14 protein-coding genes are annotated in these 18,669 nt (G+C 71.3%); 6 read left to right on the top strand and 8 right to left on the bottom strand.

What is annotated here, in order from left to right; all coding sequences use genetic code 11:
* Positions 1-202 precede the first annotated feature (202 nt).
* From ACVCAG_RS10950 to ACVCAG_RS10935, 4 genes are all read right to left on the bottom strand, one after another.
* Positions 203-1,630: a hypothetical protein gene (locus ACVCAG_RS10950; protein ID WP_440083212.1), complete on the bottom strand. Its 1,428-nt coding sequence runs from the start codon at positions 1,628-1,630 to the stop codon at positions 203-205.
* A gap of 298 nt (positions 1,631-1,928) precedes the next feature.
* Entirely contained in the window at positions 1,929-2,069 is a 141-nt protein-coding gene (locus ACVCAG_RS10945) for a hypothetical protein (RefSeq protein WP_440083211.1), read from the bottom strand.
* A 216-nt stretch (positions 2,070-2,285) separates the two neighbouring features.
* Complete coding sequence (locus ACVCAG_RS10940) at positions 2,286-5,045, bottom strand: AAA family ATPase (protein ID WP_440083210.1); 2,760 nt, start codon at positions 5,043-5,045, stop codon at positions 2,286-2,288.
* A gap of 432 nt (positions 5,046-5,477) precedes the next feature.
* Positions 5,478-6,074 (bottom strand): hypothetical protein, encoded by a 597-nt coding sequence (locus tag ACVCAG_RS10935; RefSeq protein WP_447189795.1) that lies wholly within the window; start codon positions 6,072-6,074, stop codon positions 5,478-5,480.
* A 249-nt stretch (positions 6,075-6,323) separates the two neighbouring features.
* On the opposite strand from ACVCAG_RS10935, the gene ACVCAG_RS10930 reads away from it, so the two are divergent.
* From ACVCAG_RS10930 to ACVCAG_RS10920, 3 genes are all read left to right on the top strand, one after another.
* Entirely contained in the window at positions 6,324-7,340 is a 1,017-nt protein-coding gene (locus ACVCAG_RS10930) for a carboxymuconolactone decarboxylase family protein (RefSeq protein WP_440083209.1), read from the top strand.
* Between the two features lie 110 nt (positions 7,341-7,450).
* Positions 7,451-8,011, top strand: a complete 561-nt coding sequence (locus ACVCAG_RS10925; protein WP_440083208.1) for a sigma-70 family RNA polymerase sigma factor — start codon at positions 7,451-7,453, stop codon at positions 8,009-8,011.
* On the top strand, positions 8,008-8,964 hold the full coding sequence (locus tag ACVCAG_RS10920; protein WP_440083207.1) for a hypothetical protein: 957 nt from the start codon (positions 8,008-8,010) through the stop codon (positions 8,962-8,964). Before ACVCAG_RS10925 ends, ACVCAG_RS10920 begins: the two co-directional genes overlap by 4 nt.
* A 217-nt stretch (positions 8,965-9,181) precedes the next feature.
* Here ACVCAG_RS10920 and ACVCAG_RS10915 read toward each other — a convergent pair whose 3' ends face one another.
* The 3 genes from ACVCAG_RS10915 to ACVCAG_RS10905 form a co-directional block, all read right to left on the bottom strand.
* On the bottom strand, positions 9,182-10,408 hold the full coding sequence (locus ACVCAG_RS10915) for an acetyl-CoA acetyltransferase (RefSeq protein ID WP_440083206.1): 1,227 nt from the start codon (positions 10,406-10,408) through the stop codon (positions 9,182-9,184).
* Between the two features lie 246 nt (positions 10,409-10,654).
* Entirely contained in the window at positions 10,655-11,920 is a 1,266-nt protein-coding gene (locus tag ACVCAG_RS10910; RefSeq protein ID WP_440083205.1) for an aminotransferase class I/II-fold pyridoxal phosphate-dependent enzyme, read from the bottom strand.
* A gap of 120 nt (positions 11,921-12,040) precedes the next feature.
* Positions 12,041-12,943: an AraC family transcriptional regulator N-terminal domain-containing protein gene (locus ACVCAG_RS10905; protein WP_440083204.1), complete on the bottom strand. Its 903-nt coding sequence runs from the start codon at positions 12,941-12,943 to the stop codon at positions 12,041-12,043.
* A 157-nt stretch (positions 12,944-13,100) separates the two neighbouring features.
* On the opposite strand from ACVCAG_RS10905, the gene ACVCAG_RS10900 reads away from it, so the two are divergent.
* The 3 genes from ACVCAG_RS10900 to ACVCAG_RS10890 all read left to right on the top strand — a co-directional run bounded on the left by ACVCAG_RS10900 (position 13,101) and on the right by ACVCAG_RS10890 (position 15,278).
* Positions 13,101-13,406 carry an antibiotic biosynthesis monooxygenase gene (locus ACVCAG_RS10900; RefSeq protein ID WP_440083203.1) on the top strand — a complete coding sequence of 102 codons (306 nt, stop codon included), beginning with the start codon at positions 13,101-13,103 and terminating at the stop codon, positions 13,404-13,406.
* A 55-nt stretch (positions 13,407-13,461) separates the two neighbouring features.
* The gene (locus tag ACVCAG_RS10895) at positions 13,462-14,424 is read left to right on the top strand and encodes an alpha/beta hydrolase (RefSeq protein ID WP_447189794.1); all 963 of its coding nucleotides are present in this window, start codon (positions 13,462-13,464) and stop codon (positions 14,422-14,424) included.
* A gap of 95 nt (positions 14,425-14,519) precedes the next feature.
* A complete protein-coding gene (locus ACVCAG_RS10890) occupies positions 14,520-15,278 on the top strand; it encodes an SDR family oxidoreductase (RefSeq protein ID WP_440083201.1) in 759 nt (252 codons plus the stop codon).
* Between the two features lie 1,188 nt (positions 15,279-16,466).
* On the opposite strand, the gene ACVCAG_RS10885 is transcribed toward ACVCAG_RS10890, so the two are convergent.
* Positions 16,467-18,659, bottom strand: a complete 2,193-nt coding sequence (locus ACVCAG_RS10885; RefSeq protein ID WP_440083489.1) for an MMPL family transporter — start codon at positions 18,657-18,659, stop codon at positions 16,467-16,469.
* Positions 18,660-18,669 lie beyond the last annotated feature (10 nt).

Genomic DNA, 18,669 nt, shown 5'->3' with positions numbered 1-18,669 from the left:
CATCCGTTCTCCTCGAGAGTGGGAACTCTGCTTGGGCGGTGTCAACGGGATCCCTCTCGCCTCCTCTCACCGAACCTCCTCTCACCGGGCACTCGCCGGCCTCTCGCCGGTCTGGCCCCGTCGAGGGCGATGACCAGGCCGGCCGATGTTTTGGAACGCTCCCGTCGGTGGGGTGACGAGACCCGAAGGGAGCCTCGCGCGGTCAGACGAAGCTGCGCGCCGACGCCCATCTCGTCTCGGCGGTGGACCCCCTGCCCTGGAGGTCGAGAACGGCGTCGGCGTCCTTCCTCCTGGAAAGCCTCCTGGAAAGCGGTCCGGCGTCCCGCGGGCCGTCCGGCAGCACCTGCCAGACCGGATCGCACCGGATGACCGGCCGATCCCGTTCGGGCTCCCCTTCGGAGAGCGGTGTCCAGAGCGTGCGGACGCCGTGCTCGTTGACGAGCCTCAGGTGGGTACGGCACCCGGGGCAGCGGATTCCTTCGGTGCCGAGGTCCTCGCGCCGCGCGGTGAAGTAGCCGTAGTGGTCCACTCCCCGCTCGTCCCACGACAGGTCCATGTGCCGGTCCCAGCCGACCTTCGCGGCGGCCCTGCCCCGGGGGGCGCAGACCGGGCAGGGCACCCGCATCTCGTCCCAGAACCGTGAGGCCGCCAGTTCGGGATCGTGTCGGCCGGCCTGCTTGACCGTCTCGGTGACGGCCTCTCCCCGGCCCGCCGGAGGCCTGCGGATCCGCGGGGCGGTGGTGATCGGGTCGGAGTTGTTGATGAGCCTGGCGAAGCGGTCGGCGTGGGCGTCGCCCAGCAGGGGGACGCCCAGGACGGCACGGGCGGTGAGGTGCTCCAGCCGCCGGATGCCGCCCGAGGGCCGGGCGGCGTACGCGGAGGTGATCATGGGCGGCGTGGAACCGCGCGGTAGCAGCCACAGCGTGGCCAGCAGCTCGCTCACCGTCCAGAACGACGAGAAGTAGTCAGGCGCGGGATGGACGACGGCCCTCCCCGTCGCGATGATCTCGTACATCAGCCGCGCCACGCCCTCCCACATCTGCTGCCGGGTGACCACCTCGGCCGGGTAGGAGTACTCGCGGGGCGGCACCATCCGCACGGTGACCGAGTGGGCCTTCTCGAAGCCCGCGCGCCACTCCCCCGCCTCCTGCCGGTGGTCGCCGTGGAAGCTGAGGAAGTAGTCGGCCGGGTTGTCGAACATCCAGTAGTGCTCCCGGGGCGCGGGCAGGCGCGGCGCGGGCGTGCGGACCGTGCCCAGCACGCGGCGCAGGCGCCGCTCCAGCCACTCGCCCAGTTCCGGGTTGCCCAGGGTCTCGCCGTGCACGGGGGCGTGGCTGGCGCGGGTCAGCACGTTGCGGGGCAGCGGGGTGCGGCTGAGGACGATGCTGCCGGGGTCGAGTTTGGCGCGCATGTTGAAGGCCGCGTAGACGTCCTCCGGTCCCTCGACCGAGCAGTCCCACACGACGAAGGTCGACGCCCGCTGCGCCGCGAGCGCGGTGGTCTGGCCGGCACCGGGAAGAGCGACCGCCAGGCGGACCCCCAGCCTCGCGCAGATCGGCCGTATCCAGTTGTCCAGCAGGTCGTGGCCGCTCTCGGTCGGCGGTACGAAGGCCGTCATGGTGGCGTTCACGTGGCGGCCCCGGCCGATCCCGCGCGGCCGTTCCACCCGGCCCGTACGACCGGAACGCCCCGCATGCCCGGCGCGCCCTGCCTGCCCGGCGCGGTCCTTACGGCCCTTACGGCCCGCGGGACCGTCACGACCGGCGGCCGGTGGTACGCCCGTCCCGCCGCCGGCCGGCGACGGTGTTGCCTCCCGAGTTCCCTCCCGAGGTGGGACGTGGTGCCCATCTGATGTTCTCCCCCCTGGCGTGACACTCCGTGGACGACTGCCTCCCGCGCCGGCGGACACGCGGCACCCTCTCGCGCGATCATCCGTCCAGGTGGGTTTCCAGGAGGGTGACCAGCTCGATGACACCGTGGAAGGGGACGGGCTGCGCGGAGTCATCGGATTCGACCGTCCCGGCGATGTGACCGGTGGCGGTCCTCTGGACGTCGATGGTCAACCGCATTCCGGCCTCCTGTCGGCGGCGCCGCTCTCCCGGCACTCTGGCAGTCGCTCACGGTAGTGGCCGGAGACCGGGAAAGCGTCCAGGTACCACCCCTACGGATGGCACGACAAACCTCGACATGCCCGTTTCCCGTACGCCGGCATGGCCGCGGAACCGTTCCGCGCGAGCCGGATGCCGGCCGTCCGCCTTACCGCCTCGTTCGTCACTCGTCACTCGTCATTCGTCGGGGTCGGACAGGACCGCGCGGAGCTCGACCCGGCTGGTGACGTTCAGCTTCGCGTAGATGCGGTTCAGCTGCGTCTCCACGGTGCTGATCGCCACCAGGCGCTTCTGCGCGATCTGACGGGTGGTCATGCCCTCGCAGACCATCGCCACGACCTCGCGCTCGGCCCCGGTGAGACTGCTGAAGGCGGCGTTGGGGCCGTCCACGGAAAGCCGGAGCTCCCCGGCCGTCTTCAGGGCGAGGGCGGCGTAGGCCGCGGCGCCGGTACGGTTGAAGGCGACCAGTGCCCGCCTCAGCAGCCGTTCCGCCTCGGCGTGGCGGCCCCGGGCGTGCTGGGAGCGCGTCATCACCAGGTCGATCCTGCCGGCCTCGATCGGCAGGCCCACCTCGCGGGCCAGGGAGAGGGCCTCCTCGCACTCCCGTACGGCGCCCGCGTGGTCGCCCCGGACGGCGGCGATCTGGCCCCGCACCCTGGCGATGGACATCAGGGTCGAGCGGCGCCCGCTCGACGCGGCCCTGTCGCTGAAGACGCCCAGCGCGACGTCCGCCTCGTCGGCCCGGCCGAGCTGGGAGAGCGCGTCGGCGCCGATCGGGCCGAACAGGTGGGTGCCCGGCTCCAGGGAGTCGTAGTGCAGCTCGATCGCCTCGGCCGCGCTGAGCAGCCGCTGGACGTCGCCCTGGGCCTGGGCGACCGCCGCGCGTGCGCCCGCCGCGTAGGCGAGGCTCGCCCTGCTCTCGACGAGCGGCGCCCACTCCGTGGCCTGGCGGGCGTGCTCGCGCGCCCGGTCCCACTCTCCCCGGGCCGCGTGAGGGAAGCACGCCAGGGAGTGCAGGAGCGCGTAGTCCCAGACCCGCTCGTTCTCCTCGGCGTCGCCGACGGCGAGCCGGGTGAACTGGACGGCGTCGTCGAGCCTGCCCCGCCGGTACTCGACCTCGCCCAGGAAGCCGAGTGCCTGGCCGACCCGCAGCGCCTCGCCGCGCGTGGCCCGCGCGACGCTCTCACGCAGGTCGGCGGACGCGCCCTCCAGGTCGTCGGTCCACAACCGGATCATTCCTCTGGCCACCAGCCCGTCCAGCCCGGCCACCGAACCCGGCAGGTCGGCGTCCGCCAGGGACGCCAGCGCCTCCTCGGCCCGTCCGGCCAGGGTCCAGCCCAGGGACTGGGCGAACCAGGCGAACGCGCGTACCCACGGCTCGTCGCTGCCCGCCGCGACGGCCGCCGTGCCGTACTCGACCATCTCGGGGTAGGAGATCTCGACCACCCCGATGATCGCGAGCTGGGCCGCGATGCGCGCCCGCAGGTCCGCGGGCGTGTGCGGGCTCTCCGCCGTGTCGCGCCCGGCGGCGCCCAGCGCCTGGACCAGCAGGAGCTTGGCCTCCGCGACGCGCCCGGAGATCAGGGCCTGGTAACCGGCGACGTAGTCGCGCCAGGGGCCTCGCGGCGCCGCGAGGATCTCGCTCTCGTAGCGCCGGGCGACGGTGGCGTCACCGGAGACCAGCAGGGTCTCCACTGCCGTCAGCAGGCGGGCCACCCTGTCCGGTCCCGGCGGGGTCAGCTCCGCGGCGTGGCGGGCGTACACCGCCGCCAGGGGGAGCCTGCCGCGCGACAGCAGGGACTGGGCCTCCTCCTGCGCCAGCGCGGCGAGCTCACCGTCCGTACCGCCGCCGGACGCCGCGATCCCGTGCCACAGCGCGCCGGGACCGCCGAGCAGGGCGGCACTGCGGTGCAGGGCACGGCGGCGCTCGACACCGGAGTCGTAGTAGATGCGGTCCCAGACGAGCAGGGTGGTGAACGCGAACTCCTGCCCCGCCGTCCCGGGAATCTCCTTGACCAGCCCGGCGTCGACGGCCTCCGCGAGGGGCGTCGTGGCGTCGGCGACGCCGGAGAGCGCGCGCAGGTCGGCCAGGCCGAAGCGGCGGCCGAGCACCGCCGCCGCGCCGACGACCTCGCGGGTACGGCGGCCGCACGACGCCAGCCGCGCCACGACGGCCTGCGTCATGCCGCGGGGGGCGGGCAGCGGGCCGTTGCCGAAGTTGATCGAGTGCATCTCCACCTGGTCAAGCAGGAGGACCGAGTGCAGCGCGTTGCCGTTGGTGTGCTCGTGCAGCCTCCTGGCGCCGGAGGGGGTGAGCCCGTCGTGGCCGGTCGCGACGGCGAGCCTCACGAGGTCGTCGGCGGGGAGCCCCTCGACCTGGAGCAGGCGCCCCTGCGCCGAGTCGAAGATCCGTTCCCATCCCTCGTGGAGCTCCAGGCGGGGAGCGTCCGGCGCCGCTCCCGTCGCGTACCCGGGGGCCTGGTGCACGACCAGGAGCATGACCTGGGCGTTGCGCAGGCGCCGGGCCGCCAGGCGGAGCGCGGCCATCGACTGCCGGTCGCCGCAGTGCGCGTCGTCGACGACCACGATCAGCGCGTCCGCGGCGGCGAACTCCGCCGCGAGGGCCTGTCCGACGAAGGCCGCCTCGGACTGGCCCGACAGCGTCCTGGCGAGCGCCGGGGTCGGCAGCTGCTCGGCGATCTGTTCCAGCACCCCCCACGGGTGGGCGAGCGCGTCCTCGTCACCGAAGGCGCGGACGATCCGCACGCCGGGCACGGTACGCAGGAAGCGCTCGACCAGCTCGGTCTTGCCCATCCCCGACGCCCCCCGGACACCCACGATCCGCGCGTCACGGCGTCTGGCCTCGCCCCACGCCTCCCCGAGGAAGTCGAGTTCCCGCTTCCGGCCGATGAACAGCGGAGAGGTTCTGCCGTGCAACGCAGCGCTCCCTTTTCACGATCCCCATGTTCTTGACGGCGATTATGGGTCAGGAATCAGCCTATCGGCATGGATTTCATCTGAAGATTCTTCACGAAACGGATCCGAATGAATTTCACATCAGCCGGATTCCCTCGTCCGCGGAACGCTCCGGACGCGGACCGCGACCGCCCGGACACGCCGAGAACCCGCCCGGGAGACTCGCGATGCCCACTCCCACCCGCTCCCACCTGGTGTTCTCTGGAGTTCATGCGGGTTTTCCCGGAATGGGACCGATCCACTCACGCCAACGCGTACGGCGGTTCACGAATGCGGCCGGCGGTGAAGAGGCCGTGGCCATTGATGGCCGTACGTGCGGCCGGATTTCGCGCGTTCGACGATTTCTGCGTTCGGTAAGTATCCGGTGACACGAAGTGTGCAATACCTCGCACATTACGCGAGAAAGTACACGACGGATACCGAGTGCGATTTCCCGACCACGGTCCGAGGCGTTCGCTCAGCGCTCCGGCCGGGGCCGGTGAGCACCTCCTCGCGCACCTTCCTGGCCGCGTCGCGCGCAAAGCCCGTCGACGGCGGACGCCCGAAGCGCCTCCGGTGGCCCGCGACCCGCCCGGAGAGGTGGCGGGTCACGTCCTCGCCGGTCACGGCGGCTCCCCGGGAGCCGCCGACGGCCCGCCGGGTCCGGCCCCCCACGAGCCGGACCCGGACGGACGATGACCGGGCGGGCCCGGCCTGGACACCTCGGAGCCCGGCGTCCCGGAGTCCGGCGTCGCGGAACCGAGTGCCCCGAGCCCTGCGGGGCGGGGGTCGCCATGCCGCGAAGTCCGTACCGGGAGCCGTCCCGCGCAGCGGGGTGGCCCGGTCGTAGTATTCCAGCCATTCGGTCACCGTCCCGTCCGCCACGCGCAGCGCGCCGCCGAGAGGGACGGGGTGCTCCCCTCGCGCGGCACCGCCACCGCGGGAACCGCCGCGCTCCCCGGCGGCCTCGAAGACGTCCCGGTTCTCAGGCGTCCCCGTCCTCGGCGTCACCGGAAGGCCGGACGCGACCGTCGATCCCGTGCGGTGGCGGCGCTGATCCCGGCGCGGTAGTTCCGCCGCCTCCCCTGCTCCTCGCGGCGTAGCCGAAAGAACCTCCCCGGGTACCACGACCGCGGGCCGGCACAGGGGCGACGATCGCAGCCCACGCTCGTTCGGGGGAACCGTCCCGGCACGCCTCGACCCGGTGTGCTCCGGGCACACCCCCTCCGGCAGCGCGACCGTCAGCGAAAGGACCGCTCGATGCCCTCCCTCTTCCGCCACGTCACCCCGGTGCCGCCCGAGACCGCCACCGGGCAGGTGGCCGCCGTCTACGACCAGGTCGACGCCGAGTTCAGCAGCATCGGCCCGGCGGTCATGATGATGTCCCCCGCCCCCGAACTGCTCGCCCCTGGCTGGGCGCTGCTGCGCGAGTCGCTGCTGGCCGGGTCCGTTCCCCGCCGGCACAAGGAGGCCGTCGCGGTCTCCGTCTCCCAGGTCAACCGGTGTGAGTACGACATAGCCGGACATCTGGTCTTCCTCGAGCTGTCCGGGGGAGGCGACATCGCGCGGGCGCTCCGCCGCGGTGACGACCCGGCGGACGAGGACGCCGCGGCCGTCGTCCGGTGGGCGAGGTCCACCGGCGCCCCGGGCTCGCCGGCCCCGGGGGCGCCGCCCGTCCCCGAGGCGCTCGCCCCGGAGTACGTCGGGACCGCGCTGGCGCTGCACTTCGTCAACCGCATGGTCCTGATACTGCTCGCGGAGCACCTGCTTCCCGGCGGCATGCGGGAGTCGGACACCGCACGCCCCTTCGAGGGCGCGCCGATCGCCCGCGCCGTCGAGCGGCGCCGCTCCGGCGACGGCCTTCTCCTTCTGAAGGACGGCGAGGCCGGGCCCGTACCCGCCTGGGCGGGGGAAAGCCCCGTCGGACCCGCGTACGCGGCACTGCGGGACTCGGCGGCGAAGGGCGGGTTCCTGCTGTCCGAGGACGCCCGCGCGGCGGTACGCGACACCGTCGGCCGTCACCTCGGCGACTATCTCCCCGCCGACGACGGGTGGCCCGCCACCTCGCTCGACGCGCTGTCCCCCGGCGACCGCGCCGGGGCGACCCTGGCGATCCTCGCGGCGCTGGCGCCGGACCAGGTCACCGAGGACGACGTCGCCCGCTGGCGTGGCGACCGGTACAGCGACCACTGCCTGCTGCACCTGCTCGCCTTCGGCGCGATGATCGCCGTCGAGCGCGTCGAGGCGGGCATCGGCCGGGCACCGGCCACCGGCTGAGCGGCGTTTCCAGAAATTTCCGGGTCTGAGAGAAATGATGTCGGCGCCTTCGACATGGATGGGTGTCCACGACCCCCACCAGAGGAGGCCTCCTGCCATGGGAACCGCCCGTGCTTGACGACCGAAGAGCCCGGTTCGAGCAGGTCTATCTCGACACGTACGAACGGATCCTCGGCTACGCGACGCGCCGCTGCGACTCCCCGGAGGACGCGGCCGACGTGGTGGCCGAGACGTTCGAGATCGCGTGGCGCCGGGTGGACGACCTGCCACCCGGCGAGCAGGCGAGGCTGTGGCTGTACGGCGTGGCACGCAACGTCCTGGCCAACCACCGCCGGGGCCTGATCCGCCGTCACACCCACCAGACGGCGCTGCGCGAGGACGTCGCCGATCTCTACGCCCGCGCCGCGCCGCCCGCGGAGGGGATGGAACTCGGGGCGATCGGACGGGTCTTTCGTGAACTGTCCGACGACGATCGCGAGGTGCTGTCGCTCGTGGTCTGGGAGGGCCTGGACGCCGGAGAGATCGCGTCCGTCCTGGGCCGTTCCCGCAACGCCGTACGCATCCGGCTCCACCGGGCCCGCCGGCGCTTCTCGCGCGGGCTGGCGGAGGCCGGGATCGAATTCACCCCGATGAGCCGGGCCGCACGGGTCCCGACGTGGAGGTCCTCGTGAAGAACACCGATGAGCGGGTGGGCCCGCCGCCCCGCGTCCGCGACGACGAGCTGGCCGGTCAGGTGTCCGCCGCGGGGGCGCGGGCACTGCTGGCGTCGATCGTGTCCGAATCCGGGTCCGAGGTCCCCGCGGCCTCGCCGTCGCACCGCCGGTCGTGGAGACCGCGCCTGGTGACCGGGGCGCTCACCTCCGGGGTGCTCGTCGCCGCACTCGTCGCCGGCCCCGGCCTGTTGCGTGACGGGAGCGCCACGAGCTACGCGAACTCCGCCGTTGACATCGTGCTGGACGGTGAGCAGTACGTCGCCCGCATCAAGGACCCGTTCGCCGACCACGCCAGGTACACCGAGGCGTTCCGCGCGGTCGGCCTGGACATCACGCTGCGCCCGGTGCCCGTCTCGCCGGGCGGCGTCGGAGAGATCATGGGAATGATGATCTCGGGTGACGACGGGCCCGACACGGGGACGCCGCCGGATCCCTCCGGTCCCCGGTTCGGCGGTGTCCCCCTCTCGATGGAGACGGCCCCCGGGAGATGCGAGCCGGGCAGGGACGCCGGGTGCGTGATGGTGATGCGGATTCCCGCCGGATTCACCGGCAAGGTGGACGTCAGGCTGGGGCGCCAGGCGAGGCAGGGAGAGGAGTACGCGAACTTCGACCTGGCCATGGCTCCCGGCGAGATGTTCGCCGGGGTACGGCTGAGGGACGGCCGCCCGGTGGACGAGATCCTGACCGAGGCGCGGAAACGCGACCTGGCCACGGTGTTCAGCCTCATCCGGATCGACGCGAAGACGGGCGGGCTGTCCTTCGAGCCGCTCCCCGCCGACAGCGTCGGACGTGACTGGACCGTCTGGAACGCCTGGCAGGTGAAGGCCGGGGTGATCCGGCTGCTCGTCACGCCCGGGCGATTGCCCGAGAACCCGTTCTACAACGGAAGCGCGCCACCGCCCGCCTCCTGATCGCGCGGGAACCGGCTCCCGCCCGCCTCCTGATCGCGCGGGAACCGGCTCCCGCCCTCACCGGAGGGCGGGAGCCTGCCGGTTCAGCCGCCCGCCTGCCGGCCTTTCCGGCGAATCTTGACATGACGCATGTCCGTCACCGCGACGTGCAGGATCCGGTACGGGTGGCCGTGCGCGTCCAGCGCCGCGACGGCCCCCCGGGCGCCCTCCGCCTCGACTACCCGGCCCCGACGACGAAACCGACGGTCGTGGTGGTACTGCCGCCGATGTTGAGCGTGCCGAACCGGCGCGCCCCCTCGACCTGGTAGGCACCGGCCCTGCCGGTGACCTGGCGGGCGGCGTCGAGGAGCATCCGGACCCCGGTGGCGCCGACCGGGTGGCCGCCGCCGATGAGACCGCCGCTCGGGTTGACGGGGATGCGCCCGCCGATCTCCAGGTCGCCGTTCTCGATGGCCTTCCAGCTCTCACCGGGTCCGGTGATGCCGAAGTGGTCGATCGCGGCGTACTGCGACATGGTGAAGCAGTCGTGCGTCTCGATGCCGTCCAGGTCGTCGACGCCGCCGACACCCGCGCGGGAGAACGCGTCGAGCACCGCGTTGCGCACGTGCGGCAGCACGTACGGCTCGTCGCGGCTGCGCTCCAGCTTCATCGCCAGCGGGAGCCCGACGGTCCGGTGCCCCCAGCCGAGCACCCGGGCGAGGCGGCCCTCGCGCGCGAGTCCGGGGTGGCGGGACAGGAAACGCTTCCCGACCAGCACCACCCCGGCGCCGCCGTCGGTGATCTGGCTGCAGTCCGTACGCCGCAGCCTGCCCTCCACCACCGGGTTGGCCTCGTCGTCGGCGGCGAAGCTCGCCTCGGTGAACGTCCACCCGCGCGTCTGCGCGTTGGGATTGGCCCTGGCGTTGCGGAAGTTGAGCTCGGCGACGGCCCGCAGATGGGCGTCGTCGAGGCCGTGGCGCCGGTCGTACTCGTCGGCGAGGGCGCTGAACATGTGGGGCCACACGAACTTCGCGTCCTGTCCCTCGTGGCCCACCCACGCGGCGGCGCCGAGGTGCCCGGCGGCGAGGTCGCCGGGCACGGTGCGCTCCAGCTCCAGGCCGAGGACCAGGGCACAGTCGTAGCGCCCGGACTCGATGTCGGCCATCGCGGCCAGCGCGGCGACGCCGCCGGAGGCGCAGGCCGCCTCGTGCCTGGCCGAGGGGATCTCCCACAGCCCGGGCTCGACGGTGGCGGGCATGCCGCCCAGCTGCCCCTGTCCGGTGAAGAGCTGGCCGAAGGCGTTGCCGACGTGGATGACGTCCACGTCGGAGGCGGTGAGACCGGCGTCGTCGAGGGTGCCGCGCACGACCTCCCCGGTGAGCTCGGCGAACCCCTGACCGGCCCGCGACCAGTTGCGGGCGAAGTCGCTCTGGTAGCCGCCCAGGATCCATACCGCGTCCGGCACGGGTGCCTCCTCGCTGAGATCCGTCCACTGTCCGGCTCTTACTACGACGTACTACGACGTACTACGACGTACTACGACGTACTACGACGTACTACGACAAAAAGAGTACGCGGTCTGCCACAACGAGCAGGGTATGCGGTCAACGCGCCTCGAACCGTTCTTCCAGGTCCGCACGGAGAAGTCCCTCGGCCGGCTTCGTGGACTCCCGGATCCTCGGCGAGGGCCCGGCGGCCGGGTGCGGGCGTCTCAGATGGAGGGCGGCACGGCCGACAGCATGTCGAAGCGGCGGTCACCCTCGTACAGGGGCGTCTGCGTCTGCAGGGGTGTCGAGAGGGACGCGGGCAGCGGGTCGTACAGAGGCGTCGGGGTCGGTGCCGGCAGGGGCGGCGGCACCGAGCTCAGCGACCGGTTCCCGCTCTCGTAGAGGACGGCGTACAGCCCGCTGATCAGGCGCCGCACGTCCCGCTCCGGCCGGACCACCAGGCGCATGAACTGGCTGGTCATGCCGAGTTTGTCGCCGCACTCGCGGACGAAGAGGTTGTGCTCGTCGAGCAGCTGGTCGCGCAGCGCGGCGCCGTCCCTGCCGCCGGGGAGCCGTACCAGCAGGAAGTTGCCCTGGGAGGGGAAGACGGTGAGGCCGGGGACCCGGGTCAGCTGGTAGCGCATCGACTCGCGGTCCAGGGCGAGCAGCCGGAGGCTGTCCAGATACTCGGACATGTGCTGGCGGATCATGAAGACCACGGTCTCGGCGAAGGAGTTCAGGTTCCACTTGGGCAGGGCGCGCCGCACCCTGCCCGCCAGCGCGGGGTTGGCCACCATGTAGCCGAAGCGGATGCCGTGCAGCCCGAAGTTCTTGCCGAGGCTCTTCAGCACGACCACGTTGGGCCGGATGGCGGCCTCGTTCGCGACGCTCGGGTACGGCTCGGCGTCGACGAAGTCGATGAACGACTCGTCCACCACGACCAGGTCGAGGTCGACGAGCCTGTCGAGCAGGGCGATGACCTCGTGGCGGCGCAGGTAGCCCCCGTCGGGATTGTTCGGGTTGCAGATGACCGCCACCCGGGAGCCGCGATGCCGGACGAAGTTGACGAAGGCGTCCACGTCCAGCGCGAACCCCTGGTTCTCCGGCAGCGGGTACATGTCCACCCGCTTGCCGGTCTCCATCGGCTGGTCGGTCCAGCGGCCGAACGTGGGGATCGGCACGGCCAGGCTCTCCCTGACCAGCAGGTGGTCGATCCAGGTGATGAGTTCCGTCGACCCGTTGCCCATCACGACGGTCTGCGGGTTCAGGCCCAGCACCCCGCAGAGCTCGGCGGTGATCGTGTCGGCGTCGCTGGGGTAGAACTTCAGGATCGTGCCGAGGTTGCGTTCCAGGATGCCGAAGACCTCGGGTGTGGGGAAGTAGGGGTTGCAGGGGATGCAGAAGTCGACCAGTTCCTCCCCCTGCTCCGGCTGCTCCGGCGCGGCCCGCATGAGCGAGAAGTACGACGGGCTGTGCGCTGCGGTGCGCACTCGGCTGCGATCGGTGGGACCGGCCAACTGGGGCCTCCTCCTGGCGGACGTCCAACGCCTCTGACACCCCCAGCTACGCACCTGGATACGAGCTGGTTCAGCGACGATCCGCCCCGGCTCCTACACCAGGGCCGGTGCGGTGCCGGGTGTCCTTCCGCGCAGGCGGGCGGCGTCCTCGCTCGGTGGCGCGCCGAACTGGCGGCGATACTCGCGGCTGAACTGGGACGGGCTTTCGTAGCCGACGCGGTAGCCGACCCCGGTGACGTCGTGGGGATGTGCGGCGAGCAGCAGCCGGGCCTCCTGCAGCCGGATCTGCTTCTGGAACTGGATGGGGCTCATGGCGGTGACCGCCTGGAAGTTGCGGTAGAACGCGGAGACGCTCATGCCGGACAGCTGCGCCACGTCCTCCACCCGGAAGGACTGCGTGTAGTGGTCGCGGATCCACCGGACCGCCCGGGCGACGTGGGTGAGGTTGCTGTCGGCGAGGCCGAGCTGGCGTACGACGGCGCCCTGCTCGCCGGTGACGAGCCGCCAGAGGATCTCCCGCTTGATCAGCGGTGCGAGCACCGCCACGTCGCGTGGCCGGTCGAGCAGGCGCAGCAGCCGGATCACCGCGTCGACGAGCGCGTCGGGCGCGTCGCTGACGGCCATGCCGGACGGCGTGCCGCCACCGGGCGGGAGGTCGCCGGGGGCCGCCTGCAGCAACAGCTCGGCGACGGTGGCCGGGTGCAGGATCAGGCCGAAGCCCATCGCCGGCCGCTCGGGGCTCGCCTCGGTGAAGTGGCCGGTGATCGGCATGTCAACCGAGGCGACGAGATACTGCCCGGCACGGTACTCGTACACGCGGTCGCCCAGCGCGATCCGTTTCGCGCCCTGCGCGATGAGTGCCAGCACCGTGCCCGACATCGACGGCGACGGCGGATCCGGCTCCTCGACCTTCGAGACCAGGACGCCGTCGATGTCGGTGGTCATGTCGGGCCGGGCATGGCGGGCGAGCAGGGCGCGCAGCTCGTCAAGGTCCATGACCCGATTGAAGCACAAGCCTGATAATTCTCACAGCGATAGGATCAGGCAAGAGGTCGAGAGCATCGTTCTAACGTTTCCGCTGGCAGCGATGCTTACATGGGCATATCGAAATCCCAGGGGCGCAAGAGCGCTCCACGAATGAGGAGATACCCCCATGGCCGTCGACCACGGTTTCCACGCCACCATGACCGCGCAGCCCGGCAGGGGTGACGAGCTGGTCGCGTTCCTGCTCGACGCACCGTCCCTGTCGAACGAGGACTGCGTCGTCTTCCTGGTCAGCCGATCGGCCGGCGACCCGGACATCGTCTCCGTCACCGAGGGCTGGACCAGCGAAGAGGCCCACGGCAGGTTCTTCGCGACCGAGGAGGCGCAGGCGCTGGTCGCCAAACTCCAGCCGCTGCTCGCCGGCGAGTCCCGGTACACCGACGAGGTGCCGGTCGGCGGCAAGGCCGCCTTCTGAGAACCCCGGCCGACCCCCGCCGACCCCAGCGAACCTCAGTAAAAGGAACCCCGCCATGACACCGGCACGCCCCGACCTCGACCCCGAGCTGCGCGCTCTTCTCGCGGAGATGCCGCTCATGTCCGAGCTCAACCCCGATGTGCTCGCCCAGCTGCGCCGGTTCCCGTCGACGCCGATCGACTCCCTCCTCGACGGCCGTGCCGTCGACCGCAGGGAGCTCACCATCCCCACCCCGGACGGCACGCGGCTCCCGCTGTCGGTCCTCAGCCCCGCCGGCACCGATCGCGCCGCGGCGGCACCGTGCGTCTACTGGATCCACGGCGGCGGGATGGTCATGGGAGACCGCTTCTCGCAGATCGACATCCCCCTCGACTGGCTCGACCGGCTCGGCGCCGTCGTGATCTCCGTGGACTACCGGCTGGCGCCGGAGGCCGGCGGCACGACGCTGGTCGAGGACTGCTACCACGGTCTGCTCTGGGTCGCCGAGCACGCCGGCGAGCTGGGCGTCGATCCCACCCGCGTCGTCGTCGCGGGCGCCAGCGCCGGGGGTGGCCTCGCCGCCGGAGTCACGCTGATGGCACGCGACCGCGGCGCCCCGGCGATCGCCGCCCAGGTGCTGATCTGCCCCATGCTCGACCACCGCAACGTCACCACCTCCAGCAGGCAGTTCTCCGGCGGGGAAGGCGTCTGGACCCGCGAGATGAACGAGTTCGGATGGCGATCGGTTCTCGGTGACCTCGCCGGCCAGGACGTGCCCGGCTACGTCTCCCCCGCGGTGGCCGACGATCTCTCGGGCCTGCCGACCACCTACATCGACGCCGGCACGGCCGAGGTCTTCCGCGACGAGGACGTCGACTACGCCACCAGGATCTGGGCGGCGGGCGGTCAGGCGGAGCTCCACGTCTGGGCGGGAGGCTTCCACGGATTCGACGCGCTGTACCCGCAGGCGCGCGTCTCGGCCACGGCGCGCCGGACGCGCGGCGACTGGCTCGCCCGGGTCCTGAACCCGGCGGCCTGAACACACCGCGGATCCCGGACCCGTCGGCCTGAACACACGAAAGCCGGCACCGCCGAGCCGGTGCCCCCTCCACGAACGAACAGGAGAGTCCAATCATGCAGGTAGCCATCGTCACCGGTGCCAGCTCCGGTATCGGGCAGAGCGCCGCCATCCAGATCGCCAGGCGCGGAACGGGAGTGATCCTGACCTATCACGGCAACGAGCCCGGAGCCCTGGACACGGTGGCGACGATCGAGAAGGCCGGCGGCACCGCCGTCGCGCTGCCGCTGGCCGTCGGCCGCTCGGAGACGTTCCCGGCCTTCCGCGAGTCCGTCGCCGGGGCGCTGCGCGACACCTGGCGGCGCGACACGTTCGACTTCCTGGTCAACAACGCCGGCTTCGGCCAGATGGCGATGTTCGAGGACACGACCGAGGAGATGTTCGACACGCTCATGCGGGTGCTGCTCAAGGGCCCGTACTTCCTGACCCAGACCCTGCTGCCGTTGCTGGCCGACGGCGGCGCGATCGTCAACACCACGAGCAACGCGGCCCTGTTCTCCGGCCTGGAGCCCGGCTACTCCGCCTACGGCACCATGAAGGGCGGTCTGGTCGTGCTGACCCGCTATCTGGCCAAGGAGTTCAGCGAGCGCGGTATCCGCGTCAACTCCGTCTCCCCCGGTTCCACCCGCACCCGCATCGGCGGCGACGCGTTCGAACGCCACCCCGAGGTGATCCCCGCGCTCGCGGCCAGGACCGCCCTCGGACGGCTCGGCGAACCCGACGACATCGGCATGGTGATCGCGACACTGCTGACCGAGGAATGCCGCTGGATGACCGCGCAGGACATCGAGGTCTCCGGCGGCTACAACCTCTGACCGCCTCGCCCCGCGGCCGGTGGCCTCCGGTGCGGCCACCGGCCGGACATCGATCGCACGGCCCCGCACCGCTCACAGTCAGCCGGTGGATCACCCCGCTGCAAGTTCTCGCGAGTTCACCGGGGGCACCGTTCCACGCGGATCTGCCGCACCAGGCCATCGGGATGAAAAGCCTCACCGCATCGGCGGTCGCCGGCACATGGACGTCGCCGGGTACGATCGGCTGAAGAGTCGCATACCGAGCGAGAAAGTCAAGTCGGAGATCATGAGCCCGTTCTATGATCGACGTATGGATTGGCTGCCGTTCGCGACGACACTCCTTGGGGCATTCATCGGCGTGGGATCCACGCTCGTGGTCGATCGCGCAAAATGGCGACGCGATCAAGACCAACGAATGCGCGATACTCGGCGATCCGTCTATGTCGAGTTCCTGGGAGCCCTCCACAGTGCTCGCGAGTCATACCGGCGTTTGGCCAACTGGGGCGCTCCGGACGGCCGGTCGCACGAGAAGGCAGCACGAGAGATACTCCACGATTCCCAGGTCTGGAGCGCAGGTGAACGCTTGCTGATCACTGCCCCGTAGACAGTAGTGGATGCGGCTGAGACCGTAATAGCACAATTGCGATCGGTAAGGGCTGCGGTCGTTGTCAGCGGCGCGGATAATTCGTCTGCCTTCGAATAAGCAGAGAAGTCGTACACGCTCGCGCTTGTGGCCCTACGAGCGATAATGCGGGAAGACCTTGGCGTCGGGCCTCTTGCCATAGACTCTTAGATTTCCTCACGTAAGGGGCTTACATCGAGTGCCCTGGAGGCGATTCACAATATCCTCGCGAGCATCGTCAAAGGCGCTGTGCGTGACCATCTCGCGTAGAGATCAAATTGCCGGAGAAGCATTCCTCTCAGCCTGGATCCACGGCGTGAATTCTTGTGAGCATTCTTCGGTCCAATTCCTCCGCGAGGGCCGTTTCGGTTGGTGAGACGCGGCCCCGCACCCCGGACAGGCCCGCGCTCACCCGCTCCAGGATCTGGTCCTCGTTGTCGACCTGGCCGTCGGTGACCAACACCAGGACCCGGTCGCGTGCGGCGTCGCCGAGCAGCGCGAGCCCGTCGTGGAGCAGATCTGGGCCCGAGACCTCACCTGAACCCCGGGCGCGCCCGGGTGGACGCGAACAACCGGGCGCGCCCGGATCACTCGCTCAGCCCGATCCGCGCGTGCAGCCGCCGCAGGGGGCCGGGCGCCCACCAGTTGGCCCGGCCCGCGAGCCGCATGAAGGCCGGCACCATGATCGCCCGGATGATCGTGGCATCCACCAGGATCGCCACCGCCATCCCGACGCCGAGCATCTGCACGAAGGAGACGCCCGCGGTGACATAGGCCGCGAAGGAGATCGCCAGGATCGCACCGGCGGCGGTGATCAGCGGAGCACTGCGCTGGAGCCCTGCCGTGACGGCGGCGACGGTGTCGCCCGTGCGGTCGTACTCCTCCTTGATCCGCGACAGCAGGAACACCTCGTAGTCCATCGAGAGCCCGTACCCGATGCAGAACATCAGGATGGGAATGCTCGGATCGAGGGTGCCCGTCGCGGTGAAGCCGAGCAGGCCCGACAGGTTCCCATCCTGGTAGATCCACACGAGCGCGCCCAGCATCACCGACAGGCTCAGCAGGTTGAGCACCGTGGCCTTCAACGGGATCAGCAGGCTTCCCGTCATCAGGAACAGGATGACGAACGTCACCACGAGGATCAGCCCGAGCAGCAGCGGGAGCCGGTCCACCACCGCCTGCCGGTAGTCGCCGAGCTCTGCTGGGTAGCCGCCGACCAGCACCTCGAACGGCGCCGCCTGCGCCCGCACGTCCCGCACCAGGCCCACCGGATCACGCTCCATCAGCTCCGCGGTCGGCACCACGGACAGCCAGGTCCCCTCGTCGCCCTGGAACCGCCCGGGATCGCCGTCGCCGACCCGCTGCCCCTCGGCGTAGGATCCCGCCGCCGAGTCCACCTGGGCGACCCCGGGCAGCCGCGACAGCGCGGCCGCGTAGCCGGGCACCCCCGCCGCGTCGGCGGCCCCGGCGGAGACGACCTGCAGCGCGTCGCTCTCCTCCGCGGGGAACTCCGCCCGGATCACCTCGGAGGTCTGCCGCGCCGGCGCCGAGGTGGGCAGGATGCGATCGTCGGCGACGCCGAAGTTCAGCCCGAGGAAGGGCGAGCCGAGCAGCAGGAGCACCGCCGTCGCCACTCCGCCGAAGATCAGCGGCTTGCGCATGACGCGCGTGGCCAGGCCGCGCCAGAACGTGCCGTTCTCCTCCTTCGTACGGCGGGGCAGCACCCGGTCACCGATCGCGGCGAGCACCGCGGGCAAGACGATCATGGCACCGACCACTCCCCCGATGACCACCGCGATCCCCGCGTAGCCGAAGGACCGGAAGAAGTCGAAGGGCATCAGCAGCAGCACCGCGAGCGAGGCCGCCACGGTCACCCCACTGAAGATCACCGTACGGCCTGCCTTCTCGACGCTTCTGGCGACCGCCTCGTGCCGGTCATGGCCCAGCCGTACCTCCTCGCGGAACCGCGAGACTATGAACAGCGCGTAGTCGATGCCGAGGCCGAGGCCGAGCGCCAGCGTCAGGTTGAGCGCGAAGGTGGAGACATCGGAGTAGAGCAGCGGCAGGCGGATCAGGGCCAGCGAGACCACCATCACGAAGACGCCCAGCACGATGGGCACCACGGCGGCCACCAGGCGGCGCAGGAAGATCCAGAGCAGTATGAACACCAGCGGAAAGATCACCATCTCGGCCCGCACGAAGTCCTGCCTGGCCAGCGGGACGGTCTGGCGGTAGACCTCCTCCCCGCCGCCCGCCTGAACGGTGATCGTGTCGTCGCCTCGGGTCACCTCGGGGATGATTCGCGGCAGGATCCGTCCCCTGACCAGGTTGGCGTCCCCCGGGATGCGTGCGAGCACGAGCGCGTGCGCGCGGTTCTCGCTGCGCAGCGTCGCGGGGGTGCCCCGCGACCAGTAGGAGGCGGCCTCGGCCACGCCGTCGAAGGCCGCCAGCCGGCTCGTCAGCTCCTGGCCGGCGGCGGCCACGGCGGGGTCGTCCACGTTCCCGCCCCTGGCGGTGACGAGCAGGACGAGGTCGGCACTACCCGTGCCGAACCGCTCGGCCAGCTCGTTCTGCGCCTGGTCGGACTCCGAGCCCGGCGCGTCGTAGCGGGCGAGGGACAGCCCGCTCACGGTGCCGGCCGCCAGCGCGCCCATGACGACCGTGCCGAGCAGGGCCAGGATCATCACCAGGCGGCGTCGCCGTACCAGCAGGTAGCCGAGGCGGCGCAGCGGGGGCACCGGCGGCGCGGCCACCGGAGGGGCATGGGTGCGGACGATCATCTTGATCAAC

The sequence above is a fragment of the Streptosporangium sp. G12 genome (assembly GCF_052983175.1).
This window is presented reverse-complemented; position numbering and strand designations above follow the sequence as displayed.

Coding starts and splice junctions, on each gene's coding strand:
- ACVCAG_RS10945 (WP_440083211.1), bottom strand. CDS start 2,069: ATGCGGTTGACCATCGACGTCCAGAGGACCGCCACCGGTCACATCGCC.
- ACVCAG_RS10930 (WP_440083209.1), top strand. CDS start 6,324: ATGCCCTCCCTCTTCCGCCACGTCACCCCGGTGCCGCCCGAGACCGCC.
- ACVCAG_RS10905 (WP_440083204.1), bottom strand. CDS start 12,943: ATGGACCTTGACGAGCTGCGCGCCCTGCTCGCCCGCCATGCCCGGCCC.
- ACVCAG_RS10900 (WP_440083203.1), top strand. CDS start 13,101: ATGGCCGTCGACCACGGTTTCCACGCCACCATGACCGCGCAGCCCGGC.
- ACVCAG_RS10895 (WP_447189794.1), top strand. CDS start 13,462: ATGACACCGGCACGCCCCGACCTCGACCCCGAGCTGCGCGCTCTTCTC.
- ACVCAG_RS10890 (WP_440083201.1), top strand. CDS start 14,520: ATGCAGGTAGCCATCGTCACCGGTGCCAGCTCCGGTATCGGGCAGAGC.
- ACVCAG_RS10885 (WP_440083489.1), bottom strand. CDS start 18,659: ATGATCGTCCGCACCCATGCCCCTCCGGTGGCCGCGCCGCCGGTGCCC.